At 42.2% G+C, this 18,459-nt stretch carries 13 protein-coding genes; 6 read left to right on the forward strand and 7 right to left on the reverse strand.

Annotation, left to right across the window (positions count from 1 at the left end; genetic code table 11):
• Positions 1-35: 35 nt before the first annotated feature.
• Positions 36-560, reverse strand: a complete 525-nt coding sequence (yceD, locus tag GFB47_RS07210) for a 23S rRNA accumulation protein YceD (protein ID WP_153447366.1) — start codon at positions 558-560, stop codon at positions 36-38.
• A gap of 209 nt (positions 561-769) precedes the next feature.
• Here yceD and GFB47_RS07215 point away from each other — a divergent pair, with 209 nt between their 5' ends.
• A complete protein-coding gene (locus GFB47_RS07215; protein ID WP_153447367.1) occupies positions 770-1,357 on the forward strand; it encodes a Maf family protein in 588 nt (195 codons plus the stop codon).
• Positions 1,358-1,367: 10 nt separating this feature from the next.
• Here the strand turns inward: GFB47_RS07215 and rluC are convergent, their stop codons facing one another.
• The gene (rluC, locus tag GFB47_RS07220; RefSeq protein WP_153447368.1) at positions 1,368-2,312 is read right to left on the reverse strand and encodes a 23S rRNA pseudouridine(955/2504/2580) synthase RluC; all 945 of its coding nucleotides are present in this window, start codon (positions 2,310-2,312) and stop codon (positions 1,368-1,370) included.
• A gap of 595 nt (positions 2,313-2,907) precedes the next feature.
• Here rluC and rne point away from each other — a divergent pair.
• From rne to cobO, 3 genes are all read left to right on the forward strand, one after another.
• Positions 2,908-5,985 (forward strand): ribonuclease E, encoded by a 3,078-nt coding sequence (rne, locus tag GFB47_RS07225; protein WP_153447369.1) that lies wholly within the window; start codon positions 2,908-2,910, stop codon positions 5,983-5,985.
• A gap of 730 nt (positions 5,986-6,715) precedes the next feature.
• Entirely contained in the window at positions 6,716-8,275 is a 1,560-nt protein-coding gene (locus tag GFB47_RS07230; RefSeq protein ID WP_153447370.1) for a SulP family inorganic anion transporter, read from the forward strand.
• 128 nt (positions 8,276-8,403) lie between these two features.
• Positions 8,404-9,003, forward strand: a complete 600-nt coding sequence (gene cobO, locus GFB47_RS07235) for a cob(I)yrinic acid a,c-diamide adenosyltransferase (protein ID WP_153447371.1) — start codon at positions 8,404-8,406, stop codon at positions 9,001-9,003.
• Positions 9,004-9,252: 249 nt separating this feature from the next.
• Here the strand turns inward: cobO and GFB47_RS07240 are convergent, their stop codons facing one another.
• The 4 genes from GFB47_RS07240 to apbC all read right to left on the reverse strand — a co-directional run bounded on the left by GFB47_RS07240 (position 9,253) and on the right by apbC (position 14,235).
• Positions 9,253-11,457, reverse strand: coding sequence for an AsmA family protein (locus tag GFB47_RS07240; protein ID WP_153447372.1), 2,205 nt, complete (start codon positions 11,455-11,457; stop codon positions 9,253-9,255).
• A 167-nt stretch (positions 11,458-11,624) separates the two neighbouring features.
• Positions 11,625-12,206: a dCTP deaminase gene (gene dcd, locus GFB47_RS07245; protein WP_153447373.1), complete on the reverse strand. Its 582-nt coding sequence runs from the start codon at positions 12,204-12,206 to the stop codon at positions 11,625-11,627.
• A 49-nt stretch (positions 12,207-12,255) separates the two neighbouring features.
• The gene (udk, locus tag GFB47_RS07250; RefSeq protein ID WP_153448181.1) at positions 12,256-12,897 is read right to left on the reverse strand and encodes a uridine kinase; all 642 of its coding nucleotides are present in this window, start codon (positions 12,895-12,897) and stop codon (positions 12,256-12,258) included.
• A gap of 237 nt (positions 12,898-13,134) precedes the next feature.
• Positions 13,135-14,235, reverse strand: coding sequence for an iron-sulfur cluster carrier protein ApbC (gene apbC, locus GFB47_RS07255; RefSeq protein WP_153447374.1), 1,101 nt, complete (start codon positions 14,233-14,235; stop codon positions 13,135-13,137).
• Between the two features lie 247 nt (positions 14,236-14,482).
• On the opposite strand from apbC, the gene metG reads away from it, so the two are divergent.
• Both metG and GFB47_RS07265 read left to right on the forward strand, forming a co-directional pair.
• Complete coding sequence (metG, locus tag GFB47_RS07260; RefSeq protein WP_153447375.1) at positions 14,483-16,546, forward strand: methionine--tRNA ligase; 2,064 nt, start codon at positions 14,483-14,485, stop codon at positions 16,544-16,546.
• A 159-nt stretch (positions 16,547-16,705) separates the two neighbouring features.
• Complete coding sequence (locus tag GFB47_RS07265) at positions 16,706-17,530, forward strand: hypothetical protein (protein WP_153447376.1); 825 nt, start codon at positions 16,706-16,708, stop codon at positions 17,528-17,530.
• 24 nt (positions 17,531-17,554) lie between these two features.
• Here GFB47_RS07265 and fadR read toward each other — a convergent pair whose 3' ends face one another.
• Positions 17,555-18,394, reverse strand: a complete 840-nt coding sequence (gene fadR / locus GFB47_RS07270) for a fatty acid metabolism transcriptional regulator FadR (RefSeq protein WP_153447377.1) — start codon at positions 18,392-18,394, stop codon at positions 17,555-17,557.
• Between the last annotated feature and the right edge of the window lie 65 nt (positions 18,395-18,459).

Raw genomic sequence — 18,459 nt, forward strand, 5'->3', positions numbered from 1 at the left:
CCTTTGTTTTTAGACGTTGGTGCTTTTATCAAGGACTAACGCTTCAAATTTTTTAAAACATCGAATGGATTCGGTTTGTCTTCTAGAAGTTCATCTGGAAGTTGACCAAATACCAAATTGTTTGATTTAACGCTACAAACAGATTCGTCATGCATTGCAATTTGAGGTAATTCTAGAATGAACTCGTCTTCCACTAATTTAATCAAATCCAACTCACCGTACTCGTTTAGATCTACCAAATCGTACTCTTCCGGTGCGTCTTGTTCACTTTTCTCATTATAATAAGGAGTACAAGTGAACTCTACTTCACACAAATGGGTGAAGTTTTGATTACAGCGTTGACACTCTAAATCAACTTCAACGTTAGCTTTACCAGAGATAACGGTGAGTCGCTGTTCATCTAACTCAAAACTCAATGTGACTTCTGCGTCACGTTTAACGCCTTCAGTTAACTCGGCAATTTGCTTTAATAAACTGACTTGGATTATACCTTGATAATCTAAGCGTTTTTGAGCAGATTTTGCTGGGTCTACTGTACGCGGTATTTTTACCTTTTGCATAGGGCGCGAATCTTATCCTTCAAAACAAATTTAGTCAAAGAAAAAGGTAAAAAACTTACACTTATTCTTGCCAATTTTTTATTTAAATCTTAGCTCGAATCAAATCTATATGACGCGAACCGCTAATTGCTTTATCGTAGCGCGTAACATTAGTCACCACTTTAGTGCTATAACCTTTATTAGCGTTACTGACTTTAGGTACAACCATAATGCAGCATACCAACTTAATTCTAGCCTCTACTTCCGTTTACCGAAAAGCCTTGCTAGAAAAATTATCGATACCCTTTAGCACACTCGAACCTCAGTGTGATGAAACCCCACTGGCTGGTGAAAGCGCGCAACAATTGGTGAGGCGACTGGCACAAGCAAAAGCGCAATCTTGCCATTTAAACCCCAACCAACATCATTTAGTGATTGGTTCTGATCAAGTTTGCGTGATTGATGACCAGATTATAGGTAAACCGCTTGATCGTGACAATGCTATTGCTCAATTATCCCAAGCCAATGGCCGTGCTATTACCTTTTATACCGGTGTGGCTTTGTATAACTCTGCCACCTCAGAATGTGAGGTACAGCTAGATACTTTTATCGTTCATTTCCGTCAACTAACCGTCAAACAAATCGAAAACTATGTCGATAAAGAACAACCTTTCTATTGTGCCGGCAGTTTTAAAAGTGAAGGCTTAGGCATTGCCCTGTTTCAACGCTTAGAAGGCATCGATCCCAATAGTTTAATCGGCCTGCCACTTATCACGTTAACCGACATGTTAGCGCGACAAGGGTTCGACGTACTTTAAACCAGCTTGTTTATTGGCCGCGTAATTTCGTTAACGCGGCTTCAAGCTTGGCTTCCATTGGCGCTGATATTTCAAATTTGTCTTCCGTCGCGGGATGCGTAAATTTAATATTAGCCGCATGCAGAAATAAGCGTTTCATGCCCACTTTGGCGGTGTAAGCATCAAAACGGCGATCACCATAGCGATCATCCCAAGCAATCGGGTGACCAACATATTGGCAATGCACACGGATCTGATGGGTGCGTCCAGTAATAGGACTCGCTTGAACCAAGGTCGCATGCTCAAATTTTTCTAATACTTTAAAGCGAGTTTCAGATGGCTTACCATTTGGGTTCACACGTACAATACTATTGACTTCGTTTTTAAGTAATGGTGCTTTAACTGATTTACAGCTTGGCTTCCATTGCCCCATTACCAACGCGAAATAATATTTCTGTACCGTCTTTTCGCGAAACTGAGCTTGCAGATGACGCAGCGCCGAACGCTTTTTTGCCACCAACAATATGCCCGACGTATCACGGTCAATACGGTGGACTAATTCTAAAAAGCGCGCATCGGGGCGCAACGCACGTAATGCCTCAATTGCACCAAATTTCAAACCGCTCCCACCATGTACCGCAGTACCAGAAGGTTTATTTAGAATAAGTAGGCTGTCATCTTCAAAAATAATACAGTTTTCAAGTTGCGACACTTTATCAAGCTTAGTACTCAACTGTGGAGCATCTTCTTCTAACGTGATCCTCACCGGAGGAATACGCACCGAGTCACCCGCTTGTAATTTATATTCGGCTTTAATCCGTTTTTTATTTACTCGGACCTCTCCCTTACGCAAAATTCGATAAATCATGCTTTTTGGGATTTGTTTAAGTTGATTGCGCAAAAAATTATCAATTCTTTGCCCTGCCATATCGGCATCAATCTCGACAAATTTTATTTCAGTTTTAATTTCGTTCATAGCGCGTATTCTACCACTCAAATGGCGACATGTGTCACAATAATAACCAAACCATTATTACTATTTTATCCCGTTGCCTAGTCATTGCACTGTAATTGTTCAAAAAATAACACATGTACAGGCTAAAAAACTGATTTATAACGTTATTATCCATGATACAAATCACTATCCTAAGTGCATTGTTTAAAGTTAACCACAGGTTTTCCTATTTATTTACTCACTTTACAACAAAGCTGATTGCCGATATTTCTTGGCGCTGCTATAGTTCACACCTGCAAATGGTAGATTGAATATTTCCTATACAATTTCATCCCACTCATTTGCAATTTTGAGTAGAAAGCTTCTTATGTGCGTGCTGCATTTGGCGTAAGACATAACACTAAGAAGATCAACTTATCGCCTACTCACGTAACCAATGCAGAAGTAATACCGACTCGAATCGGACCAGGCAATCTTATATTGTCTGGTGACTATTGTGCCCCAGAGCATCCCCTTTACAGCCGTGAGGCTGAAGCCAAAGCCATGGGATCTGGCACCTTTGGACGACTAAAGCGATAAGCAATTATCACGAAGAAAAACAACGAGAAAAAACACAATGAAAAGAATGTTGATCAACGCGACTCAAAAAGAAGAGTTGCGCGTCGCATTAGTTGATGGTCAAAAGCTATTTGATTTAGATATCGAAAGCCCAGGCCATGAATCTAAGAAAGCAAATATTTATAAAGGCCGTATTACACGCGTAGAACCAAGCTTAGAGGCTGCATTTGTAGACTACGGAGCAGATCGCCACGGTTTCCTTCCCCTTAAAGAAATTGCCAAAGAATATTTCCCTGCTGGTTACACTTACCAAGGCCGCCCTAGCATTAAAGAAGTGCTAAAAGAAGGTCAAGAAGTAATTGTACAGGTTGAGAAAGAAGAACGCGGTCAAAAAGGCGCAGCCTTAACCACCTTCATTTCTTTAGCAGGCAGCTATTTAGTTCTTATGCCTAATAACCCTCGTGCCGGCGGTATTTCTCGTCGCATCGAAGGTGATGAGCGCACCCAATTAAAAGCCGCATTAAGCACTTTAGAATTACCACACGGCATGGGACTGATTGTTCGTACCGCTGGCGTAGGTAAAACAGCAGAAGAGCTTGAATGGGATCTTAAATTCCTATTAAAGCAATGGACTGCGGTTAAAGGCGCAGCGGATACCGCTCCTGCCCCGTTCTTAATTCACCAAGAAAGTAACGTTATTGTTCGCGCAATTCGTGATTATCTACGTCGTGATATCGGTGAAATCCTTATCGATAGCAACACCATTTATGAACGCGCTAAAGAACATATCGAAGTGGTTCGTCCAGATTTCGTTTCTCGTGTCAAAAAGTACGATGGTGAGATCCCTCTATTTACTCACTACCAAATTGAAACTCAAATCGAATCGGCTTTCCAACGAGAAGTTCGTCTACCTTCTGGTGGTTCAATCGTTATTGATCCTACTGAAGCATTGACTTCGATTGATATCAACTCAGCGCGCGCCACCAAAGGCAGCGACATCGAAGAAACCGCATTAAATACTAACCTTGAAGCTGCAGATGAAATTGCTCGTCAATTGCGTCTACGCGACTTAGGTGGTTTAGTGGTGATCGACTTTATCGATATGACCCCAGTTCGTCATCAGCGTGAAGTAGAAACTCGCATGCGTGACGCGGTTCGTATGGATCGTGCTCGTGTTCAAATCGGTCGTATTTCTCGCTTCGGTTTGCTTGAAATGTCTCGTCAACGCTTGAGTCCATCTCTTGCTGAAGCGAGCCATCATATTTGCCCTCGCTGTAGCGGTACCGGTGTCGTGCGTGACAATGAATCATTAGCATTATCGGTATTACGTTTAATTGAAGAAGAATCGCTAAAAGACAACAGTTCGCAAGTGCTTGCGGTTGTCCCTGTGCCTATTGCGTCTTACTTATTGAATGAAAAACGCAAATCGATTCAACATATCGAGAAAAACCAGCAAGTTAACATTATTGTTGTGCCAAATGCAGACATGGAAACGCCACACTTTGATGTCGTTCGTTTACGTGATGGCGAAGAACACAAGATTTTGTCTTACTTATTGCCTCAACGTGTTGAAGCGATTAAAGAAGCAGAAAGCCGTGAACCTGTGGCAACCATTAAGCCTCGTCGTATTGAAGAACCTGTGCTAAAAGGTTTTGCTGCATCGGAACCGGCTCCAGCGCCAACTGCTGCGCCAGTAACCCCCGTTGCCACCACTGCGCCAAAAGCAGAAAAATCGGGCGGTTTCTTTAAAGCCATTGCCAACTTCTTCTTAGGTTCAAGTGAGCCCGCGAAAGAAGAAGCACCGAAAGAAGTGGAAAAACCAAAAGTTCAGCCACGCAACAAGCGTAATGAGCAAGGTAATAACCGTAACCGTAATAATAATTATCGTGACCGTAACGATCGTAATAATCGTAACGACCGCAATAATGATTCGCGTAATAACGAGCAGCGCAATAAGCGTCGTAAACCTCGTGAAGATGAACAAGTACAACCACTTGATACCAAAGTTGAGCAAGAAGTTCGTCAAGAAAGAAAACGCAAACCTAAGCAAGACAGAAAATCTGCAGCGCAGACTAAAGACACCAGTAAACTGGCAGAACAAGGTCAGCAAATAGCGGCAGATGCTCAAGCGAACGTAACCACATCTCACGAAGAAAAAACCACGCAAGTGAAACAGCGTCGTCAACGTCGTCAGATGAAGAAAAAAGTTCGTGTTAATCAACCGGCCAAAGAAGAAGAAACCGTCACTGCGGTAGCAACTTCTGATGCCAATGCTGTTGTAGCGACTGAAACCGTATCGACAGAAGCTGTTTCGACTGAAACAACTGCGACCAACACCGAAGCGAAGGTTGAGCAAAAAGAAGACGGTCAGCAACGTCGTAATCGCCGTTCACCTCGTCACCTTCGTGCTAGCGGTCAACGTCGTCGCCGTACTCGTGACCGTCGTCCTAATCCATACCGCTTACGTTCTGGTGGTGTTGCCTCTCCTGAGATGGCAATGGGTAAAGTTTGGCCGCAATATACGCCAAACAAACCACAACACCATGCACAAACACCTGTGGTACAAGATATCGCGCTAGCTCAAGAGCAAGTAGCAGACGTTCAAACAACCAATACCGTTGAAGCTAAAGTAAGCTTTGGTGGCGTTGCTTGTCCTGAAATGTCGATGGGCAAAGTGGTTATCTACCGTCCAAAAGCTATCGAGCAACAAGTTCAAGCGCCAATTGAGCCTACAGCTAAGCCGGCACCAACGGCTAAAGTCGAGCCAGTAGCAGCGCCTGTGGTAACCACACCAGAAGTCACACCAGTGGTTGAAGCTCCTGTTGCGGTTGCTACCACGCCAGTTGAAGATAAAGTTATGGCACAAGCTACAGCCGAAACTTCAGCGGTTAAAGTTGAAACTGAAGTCAAGCCAGTTGCAAAAGCAGCTCAAGCACCCGCGACAGCGCCGAGCGACGTTAAAGTGAAAACTCACATTAGCGCACCAATGGCAAAAGCATCGGGTTCTGGTGAACTAAAAGACATCACTGTCGTGGCAGCGCCTTTCCGCACCTCAACTTACACGGGCAAAGTTGCCGGTAGTAACAGTGCGGCAGGACAAGCATCAGCAGCAATGTCGAAAACACTCAGTGAGTAATACTTAATTACCCACTTGGTAAATTAATAATATAAAGACCACCTCGTGTGGTCTTTTTTATTATTGAATATAAACAACACAATCATTGATACTGACACTTAAACTGACCTCTATTATTAGGGGCTGTTGATCTTTCGTGATTAAATTTTGTTCGAGATAAAAGCCTTTTAATCGAGGCAAGTCGATTGAAGCCTAGTTATTCTAAGTAAATGAGACTTAACGAAGAGTAAAAGGCTTTTAGCCGAACCCTTCGGGCTGCGTTTGTTGGTCTTTTCTACTTCGTCATCGGCTTTTCGTGTAGCCAGCTACACCACAAAGCCTCTTCCTTATATAAAAACCCAACAATTCGCAGCAAAAACAACCACGAAAGATCAACAGCCCCTAGCCTCTTCAATCTGTTTCATTAATGGGAAATAAGGATCACACTTACAGAAGATGTTGCAGTTATTTCAACCATTCTGTAACATTCGCATGCAATTAATACCAATCAAAGTAATTAGATGATCAGATATTGCGTAGAAAAAAAGCTTGAGAACAAAGCGTAAATTTTCGATTAGTAGTATTCTACAATCAAAATTTACAACGTAGTTATCGAGATTTTTAACCAGCAAGGATGACCAGATAGTTACTGCGATTGGTATAATCACCCACCGAGTTAACTGTAATCTTTTAACACTCAGTTTCTGCAGTTTAATGACGTGGCTATTCCCTTACCTAAAACTGAGAATACATGTTCGAATTTCCACAAATTTCTACTCAATCTATCAAAAATGATGTTCTATCTGGTTTAACCGTCGCCTTAGCATTGGTCCCTGAAGCTGTCGCTTTCGCCTTTGTTGCTGGCGTTGACCCTATGGTTGGTTTATACGCCGCCTTCATTATGGGTTTAATGACATCCATCTTCGGTGGTCGTCCTGGAATGATCTCAGGCGCAACCGGTGCAACCGCTGTTGTTATGGTCAGCTTAGTCGCTGTTCATGGCGTACAATATTTATTTGCCGCAGTGTTATTAGTCGGCATACTGCAAATTGCTGCCGGCATTTTAAAACTGGGCAAATTTATCCGTATCGTACCGCACCCAGTTATGATCGGGTTTGTTAACGGCTTAGCGATTGTGATCTTTACCGCTCAATTAGGTCAATTCAAAGCACCTGATATCAATGGCATCATGACTTGGTTACCACAAGGTCAAATGATGATCATGTTGGGCCTTGTTGCATTAACTATGGCAATTATTTATTTTTTACCTAAATTAACCAAAGCTATCCCTTCGTCCCTAGTGGCGATTGTTGTGGTAACTGCGATTACCCAAGTGTTTAACTTTGATACTCGTACTGTGGTCGATTTCTTACGTACCATGTCTGGCGATCCAAGCTCGACACTTGCGGGTGATTTACCGAAATTTGCCATTCCGGCTGTACCATTTACTTTTGAAACACTGAAAATTATTTTCCCTTATGCCTTAATTATCGCCTCAATTGGTCTGATTGAATCACTACTGACATTAACTGTGGTTGATGAAATGACCAATACTCGTGGTAAAGGTAACCGTGAGTGTATCGGTCAAGGTATTGGTAACTTAACTTGTTCAGTGTTTGGCGCTATGGGTGGTTGCGCTATGATTGGTCAATCGATGATCAACATTAACTCAGGTGGACGTGGTCGTTTATCTGGTTTTGTTGGCGCTGTTGCTCTACTGTGCTTTATTTTATTTACTGCTAAGTGGATTGAAATGATCCCATTAGCAGCATTAGTTGGCGTCATGTTTATGGTGGTCATTGGCACATTTGAATGGGCAACCTTTAAACTGGCTCGTCGCGTACCAAAACAAGATTTCTTTATCATTATCTTAGTGACTATCGTAACCGTGATGACAGACCTTGCGGTTGCGGTTGGTGTTGGTGTCGTTGCTTCTGCATTAATGTTTGCATGGCAACACGCGAAACACATCAATGCCGTTTCTTCTATTGATAAAGACGGCTCAAAAGTTTATAAAATAAACGGTCCAATCTTCTTTGGTTCTGCCTCACATTTTACCGATCTGTTTGACGCACAAAACGATCCACAAGATGTTATTGTCGATTTTGCTCAGTCACGCGTAGCGGATCATTCAGCAATTGAAGCGATTGAAACCATTGCCGAGCGTTACTCTAAACAAGGTAAAACTCTACATTTACGTCACCTAAGCCAAGATTGCCACACCTTGCTGCATAAAGCCGGCAGCTTAGTGGAAATTAACGTAAAAGAAGATCCAACTTATAAAGTGATCACTGATTTACTCGCCGATTAATATCGGGTATCTCTGCTAATTCATTCAAACCCAGCCATTGTGCTGGGTTTATTTTTATTTCGCTGAAACATTTTTATAAACGATGATTTGCTTTATCATTGCCCAATCATTTATTCACGGACGACTTTATGCCTAATCAAAATACCCAACAACATAAGCTGCGCCAACAAAAGCTTAAACAAGCGGTGGATGCACGTATCGATGCCGCGAAACAAGAAAAAGGCTTAGTGTTAGTCATCACAGGAAACGGCAAAGGCAAAACGACGTCTGGATTTGGAATGGTGGCTCGCGCGGTCGGCCATCAACAACAATGCGGCGTTGCCCAGTTTATTAAAGGCACTTGGGATAACGGTGAAAAAAATCTACTTGAACAACTAGGGGTAGAATTTCATGTAATGGCGACCGGTTTTACCTGGGAAACACAAGATAAAAACGCCGATACACTTGCCGCCCAAGAAATATGGAAACAATGCCAACGCATGCTGCAAGATAGCCTCCTAGATGTGGTGTTATTAGATGAGATAACCTACATGGTCACTTATGGTTATATTGAACTTGAAGAGATTGTCGCAGCGATTGAGAGCCGCCCTGCCATGCAATCGGTGATCATCACAGGTCGCGCCGCCCATCGCCGCTTAATTGAAATTGCCGATACCGTCTCAGAGGTGCGCAATGTCAAACATGCTTTCGAATCTGGCATTAAAGCTCGTAAAGGGATAGATTGGTAGGCGTTCAGTATCTTAAAATCATACTAATACCAATGCTATTTAATATTTGATCAGTTTGAATACGCCGAAAAGACGCAGATCCGTCCTTGGTCGCTTGAGAAAAGGCCATCCATGGCCTTTGACACTTTTCTCTGTACTCAATTTGAACGTTCATTAAATTTATGGAATTGGACTAATAAACAATAAAAAGCCCAGTTTGCTCATTAAGATCAAACTGGGCTTTATCTTTTAAACTAAGGCAACGACCGCTTATTTAAATAAGCTATTCAGCAAGCCACCAGCGGCTTCTTTTAGTTCTTTATTTTTATCGGAGTCTTTATCAGAGCCTAAAAGCTTATCAATGCCTTTATTGATTTCTTTTTGCGCTTTTTGTTTGCTCTCTGAACTGAACATAGACTTAAGATCAATCCCGACACTTGGCGCGGCCCACGACCCTTTTAACGTGACCGGAATAGTCAGATCTTTAAGATCATCCAGATCTTTACCGCCTTGACCTTTCATGCTGCCAACCACCGAGGTTTTGACTAAGAAGTCGAGCGTCTCATTCACATAGTTGGCATGTCCACTGCCTAAAATACGTAAGAGTGGTGATTGCATCGTCAGGTTATTGGTGGTCATCACCCCTTTTGACAACTTCATTGTTGCAGTTAATGCACTAAAGTCCGTTTTCTTAACTTTATCCGCTGCGATAGTTTCACCTTTTAGCTTCGCTTTGGCATTGCGGAACTCATACGGTAAGTTAACACCATATAAAGAACCATCTTGGAAGCTTATTTTAACTGTGCCAGCAAGGTTCTTTTTCAAGGTGTCGGGGATCAAGCTTTTACCACTCACATCGACATTGATATTGCCGGTACCTGACACAAAATCCATCTCTGACACATCGGCAAGTAACGGTTGAACTTGCACACCTTTAACAACCTTATGCACTTTATAACTGGCAACCGACTTACGAGCATCAATGTGCGCAGTCGCTAAGACAGAACCTTGGTATAAATTGGCTGCAAAGCGTTGCAGGTCAATCACGCCACGGTTAACTTTAAATTGAGTGGCAACATTTTGCATTTTTGCATTACTGGCCACCAATTTATCAATCGTGACTTTACCTGTGACATCTAACGTCCGCGTGGCACTCAAATCGGGTTCGGTGGCCGATGTCGATTTTGTCGCTGTCTGTTGCTTAGGTGCTTGTTGTTTAGAGGTCGATTGTTTAGACGTCTTGTCTTTACTATCAACCGAAGCGGTTTTTGTTGCCGCTGGTTGCGGCGCTTCCATTTGCTTTAATAACGCATCAACATTAATCTCAGGGCTATGCAAAGCAAACACAATTTTAGGAATACTGGCGGCTAACGATACTTGAGTCGAACCATCAAAGACTAAATCATTGGCGGTGAGTTTATTTAACTTCAAGTCTAAATATTGCTTATTGAGATCAAAACTGAGTGATGATTTCATCGCAATCGTCATCGGGCTTAGTGGCAGTGTTTTTCCATCCAACTTCGCTTTAAGATCCATATCATCTAAACGAACCAACGACATCGCTTTATTGACCGTCAATTTGGCACTGTGCGTCATATCGATATTCATACCAGAAGCGCTACCTTGCACCGCTAACTTCAATTCATTGGCTTGATCAAATTTGAATGTCGCCAGTTGTAAAGAAATCTTCTTGATATCGGTCGCTCCGTCTTTAAACGAGGCCTGGGTATCCAAATTGCGTAGCTCATAATTTTTTAAGTCTTGCGAAAGCTTGAATTCTGTTTTGCCCGCCGCAGAAAAAGTTTGCTTATTATTACGGCCAGACAAACTAAATTCAGCTTGGCTCCACTCATCAAAAGCAAACTGCGATAACGCAAAATTCACATTAGACAACGCAATTTCGGTGCCTTTTTGTTGATCAAGCATTTCCAATTTTGCATTATTTACCGTAATACCTGCGAGGCTTACTGTCCATTGACTTCCTATTTGATCTGAGGCAGGTGAGTCTGGCGTTGGCCCACTTTCCGAATCTTGCTGCGTTTCATTTTGTTGCCCACTTTCTTCTTGAGCATTATGTTCAAGAGACTGCTTGGCGATATCAAGATTTGAACTGCCATCTTTTTTAGTCTGAATAAAAATATCAGCGCCAGTAAGATTAATATCACCAATATCTAAGCGGCGTTCAAGCAATGGTAGAACAGATACATCTAAACCGACTGAATCAATTTTGACAATTTGCGGGCGCTTAAAGCCATTTGGATTAAGTAATTCTGTTTTGCCAATATTAAAACCCAAATGCGGAAAGAAAGACCACTCAATATCACCATCGATAACAAGATCAAAACCAGTTTGCGCTTTGGTCTGTTCAATAATGAGAGGTTTGAATTGATTAGGATTAACGAACACAACTAATGCCAGAACGGCAATACCAATGGCGATAATAGGAACAGATAAGAAAATGAGTACTTTTTTCATGGAGATCCCTCACACAGTACAAATGAAAAGACTGACAAAGACAGTCCATTATCATGATGAAAGCCAGAGCATGATAATGAATGCTAAGCAAAATGGCTGCATATCCCGCAGTCCATTTTTAAACAATTAATTTTTAAACAATTAAAGTGACTCTAAATGGACTCGGATCAATCTTGGTTGATACGGCTCGCATCAGCGCCTTGTTGATTCTTGTATTTGGCATTTTCACGCTTGTTATAAGGTTTTTCTGCTTCACCTGATAATACTTCAAAGCTCAACGCGCCGATTGGCATCATAGGTTTTAAAGCTAACGGCAAGCGGCCTGAGTTGTAAAATTCCAGTACAATACGACCAGACCAACCGGGATCAATCCGATGCGCCGTCACATGAACCATTAAGCCTAAACGAGCTAATGAAGAACGACCATCGAGCCAACCCACGATATTCGCCGGCAAATCGACCGATTCATAAGTCACCGCAAGTGCCAATTGGCCAGGGTGCAAGAAGAACTCACCATCATCAGGGATTTCAATTTCATCACTCATCACTTTTTCAAGCTGAGCCGTAACTTGTTCTTTCTTGCCTGAGAGATCAATGTATGGCGCACAATGGTCATTAAACACTCTAAATTTATGTCCTAAACGAACATCGACTGTTAAACCACTAATGCTATCTTCAGATGGGGCTGGCGTCATGGTGATTTTACCTTCCGCCATGTATTTCTTTATATCCCTATCACACAATCTCACAGATTTTATCTCCTCGTTTCACGCCAATCGGTACGACGTAAATAATGAATTAAGCTTTTAATAAACGGGCAATATGCGCTTTTAAAACATCAATCGCGATACGGTTTTTTCCGCCGCGCGGTACGATGATATCCGCGTGTTGTTTCGATGGTTCGATAAATTGCATAAACATCGGACGGACTGTTTTTTGATATTGCTTTAACACTGAATCCATGGTTCGGCCACGTTCTTCTACATCACGTTTTACGCGGCGTAGTAGACAAATATCGAGTGGCGTATCCATAAATACCGACGCGTGCATCAAGTCACGCAAACGAGGTTCAGTCAGCAATAAAATTCCTTCTAAAATAATCACTTTTTTAGGTGTCATGGTAGTGGTGTTTTTTGTGCGAGTATGCTCTGAATAGCTGTACTCTGGAATGTCTACTGCACTACCAGCCATCAATAGTTGTAATTGTTCGCATAGCAAATCGTGGTCTAGCGCGCTGGGATGATCGTAGTTAGTTTTAACACGTTCTTCCATGCTCAAATGGCTTTGGTCACGGTAGTAGCAATCTTCTGTGATCACTCCAATTTGATGATCGCCAACCTTGGCTCGTAATTCTTTATAAATGGTGCTAGCAATTAAGCTCTTCCCTGAAGCTGACGCGCCGGCAATTCCGACGATGACACATTTGTTTGTTTCAGGTATTTGTTGTTCTGACATGTAAAGCACCCAAGGTCAATGATAACGGAACCCCTAAGGGCAAATAAACCGTTTGATTATATACTGATTTCATTAAAAAGGCAGCGTCGCTCGCCATGTATTGGCAAAAAACTCCAGCTCGATGCTCGCAAAATATCCTCTTTAACGACGAAATGGTTTAAGTGAGGGAAAAAAGAATAAAAAATAAGCACCTATCTAGGTGCTTTCATTTCTTTATGTTTATTATTTTACTTCGGTGAATAAAATCGCTTCTGGCGCAGGATCGCCTTGCCAAAATAATCGACAACTCACTTGCGCTGCCAATTCAATATAAATCTGCGCATGTTCACTGCTTGGTTTGGCGGCAACGGTTGGGCAACCATTATCGATATCACTGCGTAAATCAATATGCAGCGGTACTTGTGCCAATAACGCGAGATCCATATCTTGCGCCATTTTCTTGGCACCATCTTGACCAAATAACGCTTCATGATGACCACAGTTTGAGCAAATGTGATAACTCATATTCTCAATCACGCCCAACACAGGAACGCCGACTTTATCAAACATCGCGACCCCTTTGACGGCATCGGCTAATGCTAGATCTTGAGGAGTGGTAACAACTAACGCAGAAGTCACAGGTATCTGTTGAGAGAGAGTTAGTTGGATATCACCAGTGCCTGGTGGCATGTCGATCACTAAGTAATCCAACTCGGGCCATTGGGTTTCATTTAAAATTTGGGCTAATGCTTTTGACGCCATTGGGCCACGCCAAACTGCCGCATCATCTTGCGCCACTAAATACCCCACCGAGTTAGTGTATAAACCATGCGCTTCTACTGGTTGCATCCATTTATTATCCACAACCGCCGGTTTTTTGCCTTGCGTGCCAAGCATTAATGGCACCGATGGACCGTAAATATCAGCATCGAGCAAGCCAACTTTTGCTCCCAATTTATGCAGTGCCAGCGCAAAATTAACCGCTGTGGTCGATTTACCCACCCCACCTTTGCCCGATGTGATCGCAATAATATTTTTAACGCCTTTAACTGGCGTGGCATTGGTGGCTTTCATGGTTTTCACTTTCGTGACCACCTCGATCACAGGCAAATCATCATATTGTACTTTTTGCTCTTCAATCCATGCTTTTAATTGGCTTTGTAGCCCTTGAGCATAAAAAGGCAGCGTGACCACAACACTTTCATCGGGTTTTAACGCAATTAAACCTGCCGTATCAGCCCATTGAGGTATAAGTTGAGGATGTTCAAATTGATTTAACCATTGGCTTAATACGGATGGCAATAACGGCTCACTTGATGAAGACTTTGAAGAAAATAAAGACATGCGACCTCGAACTCAGTTGATGAATTGAATATCCTAGCAGTATATACCCAAGTTACCGCCAGTTGCAGTTTGAGTCGCAATAAAATTCGTTACCAAAATAGAAAAATATCATCGTTTACCGGACGGGTTTCTTGGAGTCATGGCTTGCATAAGGTAGAATCTTAACAAGTTTATGGCGAGTTCGACTTAGTTAACCCTAAAATACGAATTTATAGCCTCCTATCAAAGAATTAAGAAGTGAATAATAATGGCGACTGACCCAAGAAAAATTCTCGTAACCTGTGCCCTTCCTTATGCTAATGGCTCAATTCACCTTGGCCACATGTTAGAACATATTCAAGCGGATGTTTGGGTTCGCTATCAGCGCCTACGTGGTAACACCATTAACTTTATTTGCGCCGATGATGCCCACGGCACACCAATCATGTTGAAATCTCAACAACTGGGTATTAAACCAGAAGAAATGATCGCCGCTGTGCAACAAGAACACCAAACCGATTTTGCCGGTTTTAATATTAGTTTTGATAACTACCACAGCACCCACAGCGATGAAAACCGCGAATTAGCCTCGATGATTTATCTGCGTTTGAAAGAAAACGGATTTATCACTAGCCGTACTATTTCTCAGCTTTTCGATCCTGAAAAAGAAATGTTTCTACCTGATCGTTTCGTTAAAGGCACTTGCCCGAAATGTAAAGCCGAAGACCAATATGGCGACAACTGTGACAACTGCGGCGAAACTTACAGCCCAACCGATCTTATTAATCCAAAATCGGCGGTTTCTGGCGCGACTCCAGTCATGAAAGATTCGGAGCATTTCTTCTTCGACCTACCGCAATTTCAAGCGATGTTAAAAGAGTGGACTCGTTCTGGCTCACTGCAAACTGAAACCGCCAACAAGATGCAAGAATGGTTTGAATCCGGCTTGCAACAATGGGATATCTCACGTGATGCGCCCTACTTTGGTTTTGAGATCCCAGGTGAAGCGAACAAATTCTTCTACGTCTGGCTTGATGCGCCGATCGGCTACATGGGCTCATTTAAAAACCTATGTGATAAACGCGCAGCCGCTGGTGACACCACGCTTAACTTTGATGAATACTGGAAAAAAGACAGCACCACTGAGCTTTACCACTTCATTGGCAAAGACATCGTCTACTTCCACAGCCTATTTTGGCCAGCAATGCTAGATGGCGCCGGTTTCCGTAAACCAAACAATGTATTTGTTCATGGTTATGTCACCGTCAATGGCGCCAAAATGTCTAAGTCAAAAGGCACCTTTGTTAAAGCCAGCACTTATTTACAGCATTTAGACCCTGAGTGTCTGCGTTATTACTACACCGCAAAACTCAACAGCCGCATTGATGATCTTGATTTAAACCTTGAAGACTTCACCCAACGCGTTAACTCCGATGTAGTCAACAAAATTGTAAACTTAGCCTCACGTAATGCAGGTTTCATTGCTAAGCGTTTTGATGGCAAGTTATCAAGCAATTTTGCAGAGCCTGAGTTATATCAAGAATTTGTTGATGCCGCTGACAGCATTGCTCAATCGTTTGAAACGCGTGAATTTAGTCGCGCCATCCGCGAAATCACCGCATTGGCCGATAAAGCCAACCAGTATGTGGATGAAAAAGCCCCTTGGGTTATCGCCAAACAAGAAGGTAAAGATCAAGAACTGCAAGATATTTGCTCAGTCGGTATTAACTTATTCCGCGTATTGATGACTTACCTAAAACCTGTAATGCCAGAATTGGCGGCGCGTACTGAACACTTCTTAAACGATACATTAACGTGGGAAGGCATGGCCACTCCGTTGACTAACCATGAAGTGACTAAGTTTAAAGCATTATTTAACCGTATCGATCCTAAGCATGTTGAAGCCATGGTTGAAGCATCAAAAGAAGATGCAGCGGTTGAAATGGCGGCGAAAGAACAAGCCGAGCAGAGCGCTCAAACTGAACTAGATAAAGAACCGGTTGCCGATGAAATCGAATTTGATGATTTTGCTAAAATCGATATGCGTATCGCTAAAATCATTTCATGTGAAGCAGTACCTAAAGCCAACAAGCTGCTTAAATTTCAACTCGACATTGGCGGCGAAATTCGTCAAGTGTTCTCGGGCATTAAATCAGCTTACACCCCTGAAGAGCTTGAAGGTAAGTTAACCGTAATGGTGGCCAACCTTAAACCTCGTAAAATGAAGTTTGGCATGTCGGAAGGCATGATCTTAGCCGCGGGTCCTGGTGGAAAAGATCTGTGGATTTTAGAGCCGCATGAAGGCGCTCAACCAGGCATGCGAGTAATGTAATCTTGTAAAGCATGATTTAACATCTAAACCAACGCCTAAAGGCCCCTAGCTAAATCGATATTAGTTGAGGGGCTTTTTATTTCAAGATTATAACGTTCAATCTGGCATCATTATTGCTACTACTTAATGGGTATTTGCCGAAATGAAGTAGGAGCGGCTATGTTTACTTATCTATGTATTGCAATCGCATTGGGTATAATGGCCTTATTGTTTTTACTGGCACAGAAAAGAGAAAAGAATCATCAAGTTCGATTTCAAACCATCTTCTTATTACGCCAGTTGGTCTCGCTTCTACGTCAGCATCGCCAACTGACTCATCAGCATATTAACGGCACAGCCAATATGGCAGATACCATCGCTATATCAGAAGCAAACATTAGTGAACTACAGCTAAAGCTAGATCGTGTTAATCCCCATTCTGAGTTTCGAATTTTACAAGAACAAATTCAGCTTATGCACCAAAAATGGGCGTTATTTAACTTAGCACGCAACCAAATCGTGCACGGACGTTTGATCAGGCAATCATTGTATCTTATTGATGAAACCATGATCATGTGGCTAACTGAATCGGGTAAAGAGGATCTGATAGAACAATACAGCAGTGATTGGCTCGACGTTTTTGATGGCTTAGACAGCTTAACGCAATTTCGTATTGCGATTATTGATAAAAATTCAGAGCAAGGTCAGATAAAACTGGAACGAAGTGCACAATCATTAAGTCGTCGTTTAAATAAATTATCTTTATTAAGCCCACTGACCTTTGTTGATATGGCGCAAGAGACTCGTCTGACCCAATTGCAGAATTCTCATATTGCCAAATTATGCGAAGAAGACTTATATCAAATGTCTTCTGAGATCTCGAGCGTGATCTTCACTTTATATGATCAAGTGATCTCTGCACTATGTGAATCATTGTACTTACCTCTGCCGACAATAGCGGGTTCATCAGACGAAAAAAAACCTGTTGATATTCAACAGGCTTAAATGTTTAAACATAAAATCTATCGATTAACTGTCATCTTCGGTGAAATTAACCGGTAGATTTTCTTTCATCACCATCCAGATTTGACCACTTTCCACACCATATTCACGGATAAGGGCGGGAAGTTGCTCACGATCACCAGATTCACACACCACTAACAGTTGCTTGTAGAACTGCAAGGCTAATAGACGAGCCTCTGAGTTTGAAAAATAAAACCCACCCACTCGATCGTATAACTTGCGGATACCGTTAAAGATAAAGCCAAAAATTTGATTACCAGAATGAAAGGCTAAACGTTGAAATAACATGTAATCGTAATAATTGAAGGTTTTCGCCATCAAAATAGCATTACGTCTAGCGTCATCGGTTTCATTCTCTTCACGCACTGCTAAGCGAATTTTATCAGCGTATGGTGATTCGGCTAAAAAGGCTTCCCAATTATCATGCTTTAATGCTAACTCACATGAACTGATCACACGATTTAAAGTATTAATACAAGCATCTGGGTTTAATTTAAACGCATAACGCATAAAAATAGGACTAATACTGGTGCGCGCGGCTAAAAGGTCTTCAACAATAGAGGTGGCATTATCGCTATCTAAAGTCATTAAAGTATCTAAAATATGTAGACTTGATGTCTCCATAAAATTATTTACTTTGGTTGGTTTACCATGTTGAATAGTTAGCCATCCGTCGCGTGCCAGACGTTGCAGAACTTCTCGTAGCGTCGTTCTAGTAACGCCAATCAACTCAGAAAGCTCTCTTTCTGCGGGCAAAATAGAACCTGGTGGAAACTTGCCATTCCAGATACTTTCAATAATGTATTTTTCTGCAAACCCTGCTGGGCTTTTTGCCTTAATGACCATGTATTCACTGAGTCCAAATGAGGTGTATCGATGCGACTCATCATACCACTACTTACAACTGACAC

Origin of the sequence: Vibrio algicola (genome assembly GCF_009601765.2) — a bacterium.
In the GTDB taxonomy this organism is placed as follows: Bacteria; Pseudomonadota; Gammaproteobacteria; order Enterobacterales; family Vibrionaceae; genus Vibrio; species Vibrio algicola.

Excerpts from the sequence above, each read along its gene's own strand:
- GFB47_RS07240 (WP_153447372.1), bottom strand. The coding sequence starts at position 11,457 with ATGAAAAAAGTACTCATTTTCTTATCTGTTCCTATTATCGCCATTGGT.
- metG (WP_153447375.1), top strand. The coding sequence starts at position 14,483 with ATGGCGACTGACCCAAGAAAAATTCTCGTAACCTGTGCCCTTCCTTAT.
- cobO (WP_153447371.1), top strand. The coding sequence starts at position 8,404 with ATGCCTAATCAAAATACCCAACAACATAAGCTGCGCCAACAAAAGCTT.
- apbC (WP_153447374.1), bottom strand. The coding sequence starts at position 14,235 with ATGTCTTTATTTTCTTCAAAGTCTTCATCAAGTGAGCCGTTATTGCCA.
- rluC (WP_153447368.1), bottom strand. The coding sequence starts at position 2,312 with ATGAACGAAATTAAAACTGAAATAAAATTTGTCGAGATTGATGCCGAT.
- rne (WP_153447369.1), top strand. The coding sequence starts at position 2,908 with ATGAAAAGAATGTTGATCAACGCGACTCAAAAAGAAGAGTTGCGCGTC.
- GFB47_RS07265 (WP_153447376.1), top strand. The coding sequence starts at position 16,706 with ATGTTTACTTATCTATGTATTGCAATCGCATTGGGTATAATGGCCTTA.
- yceD (WP_153447366.1), bottom strand. The coding sequence starts at position 560 with ATGCAAAAGGTAAAAATACCGCGTACAGTAGACCCAGCAAAATCTGCT.
- fadR (WP_153447377.1), bottom strand. The coding sequence starts at position 18,394 with ATGGTCATTAAGGCAAAAAGCCCAGCAGGGTTTGCAGAAAAATACATT.
- GFB47_RS07215 (WP_153447367.1), top strand. The coding sequence starts at position 770 with ATGCAGCATACCAACTTAATTCTAGCCTCTACTTCCGTTTACCGAAAA.
- GFB47_RS07230 (WP_153447370.1), top strand. The coding sequence starts at position 6,716 with ATGTTCGAATTTCCACAAATTTCTACTCAATCTATCAAAAATGATGTT.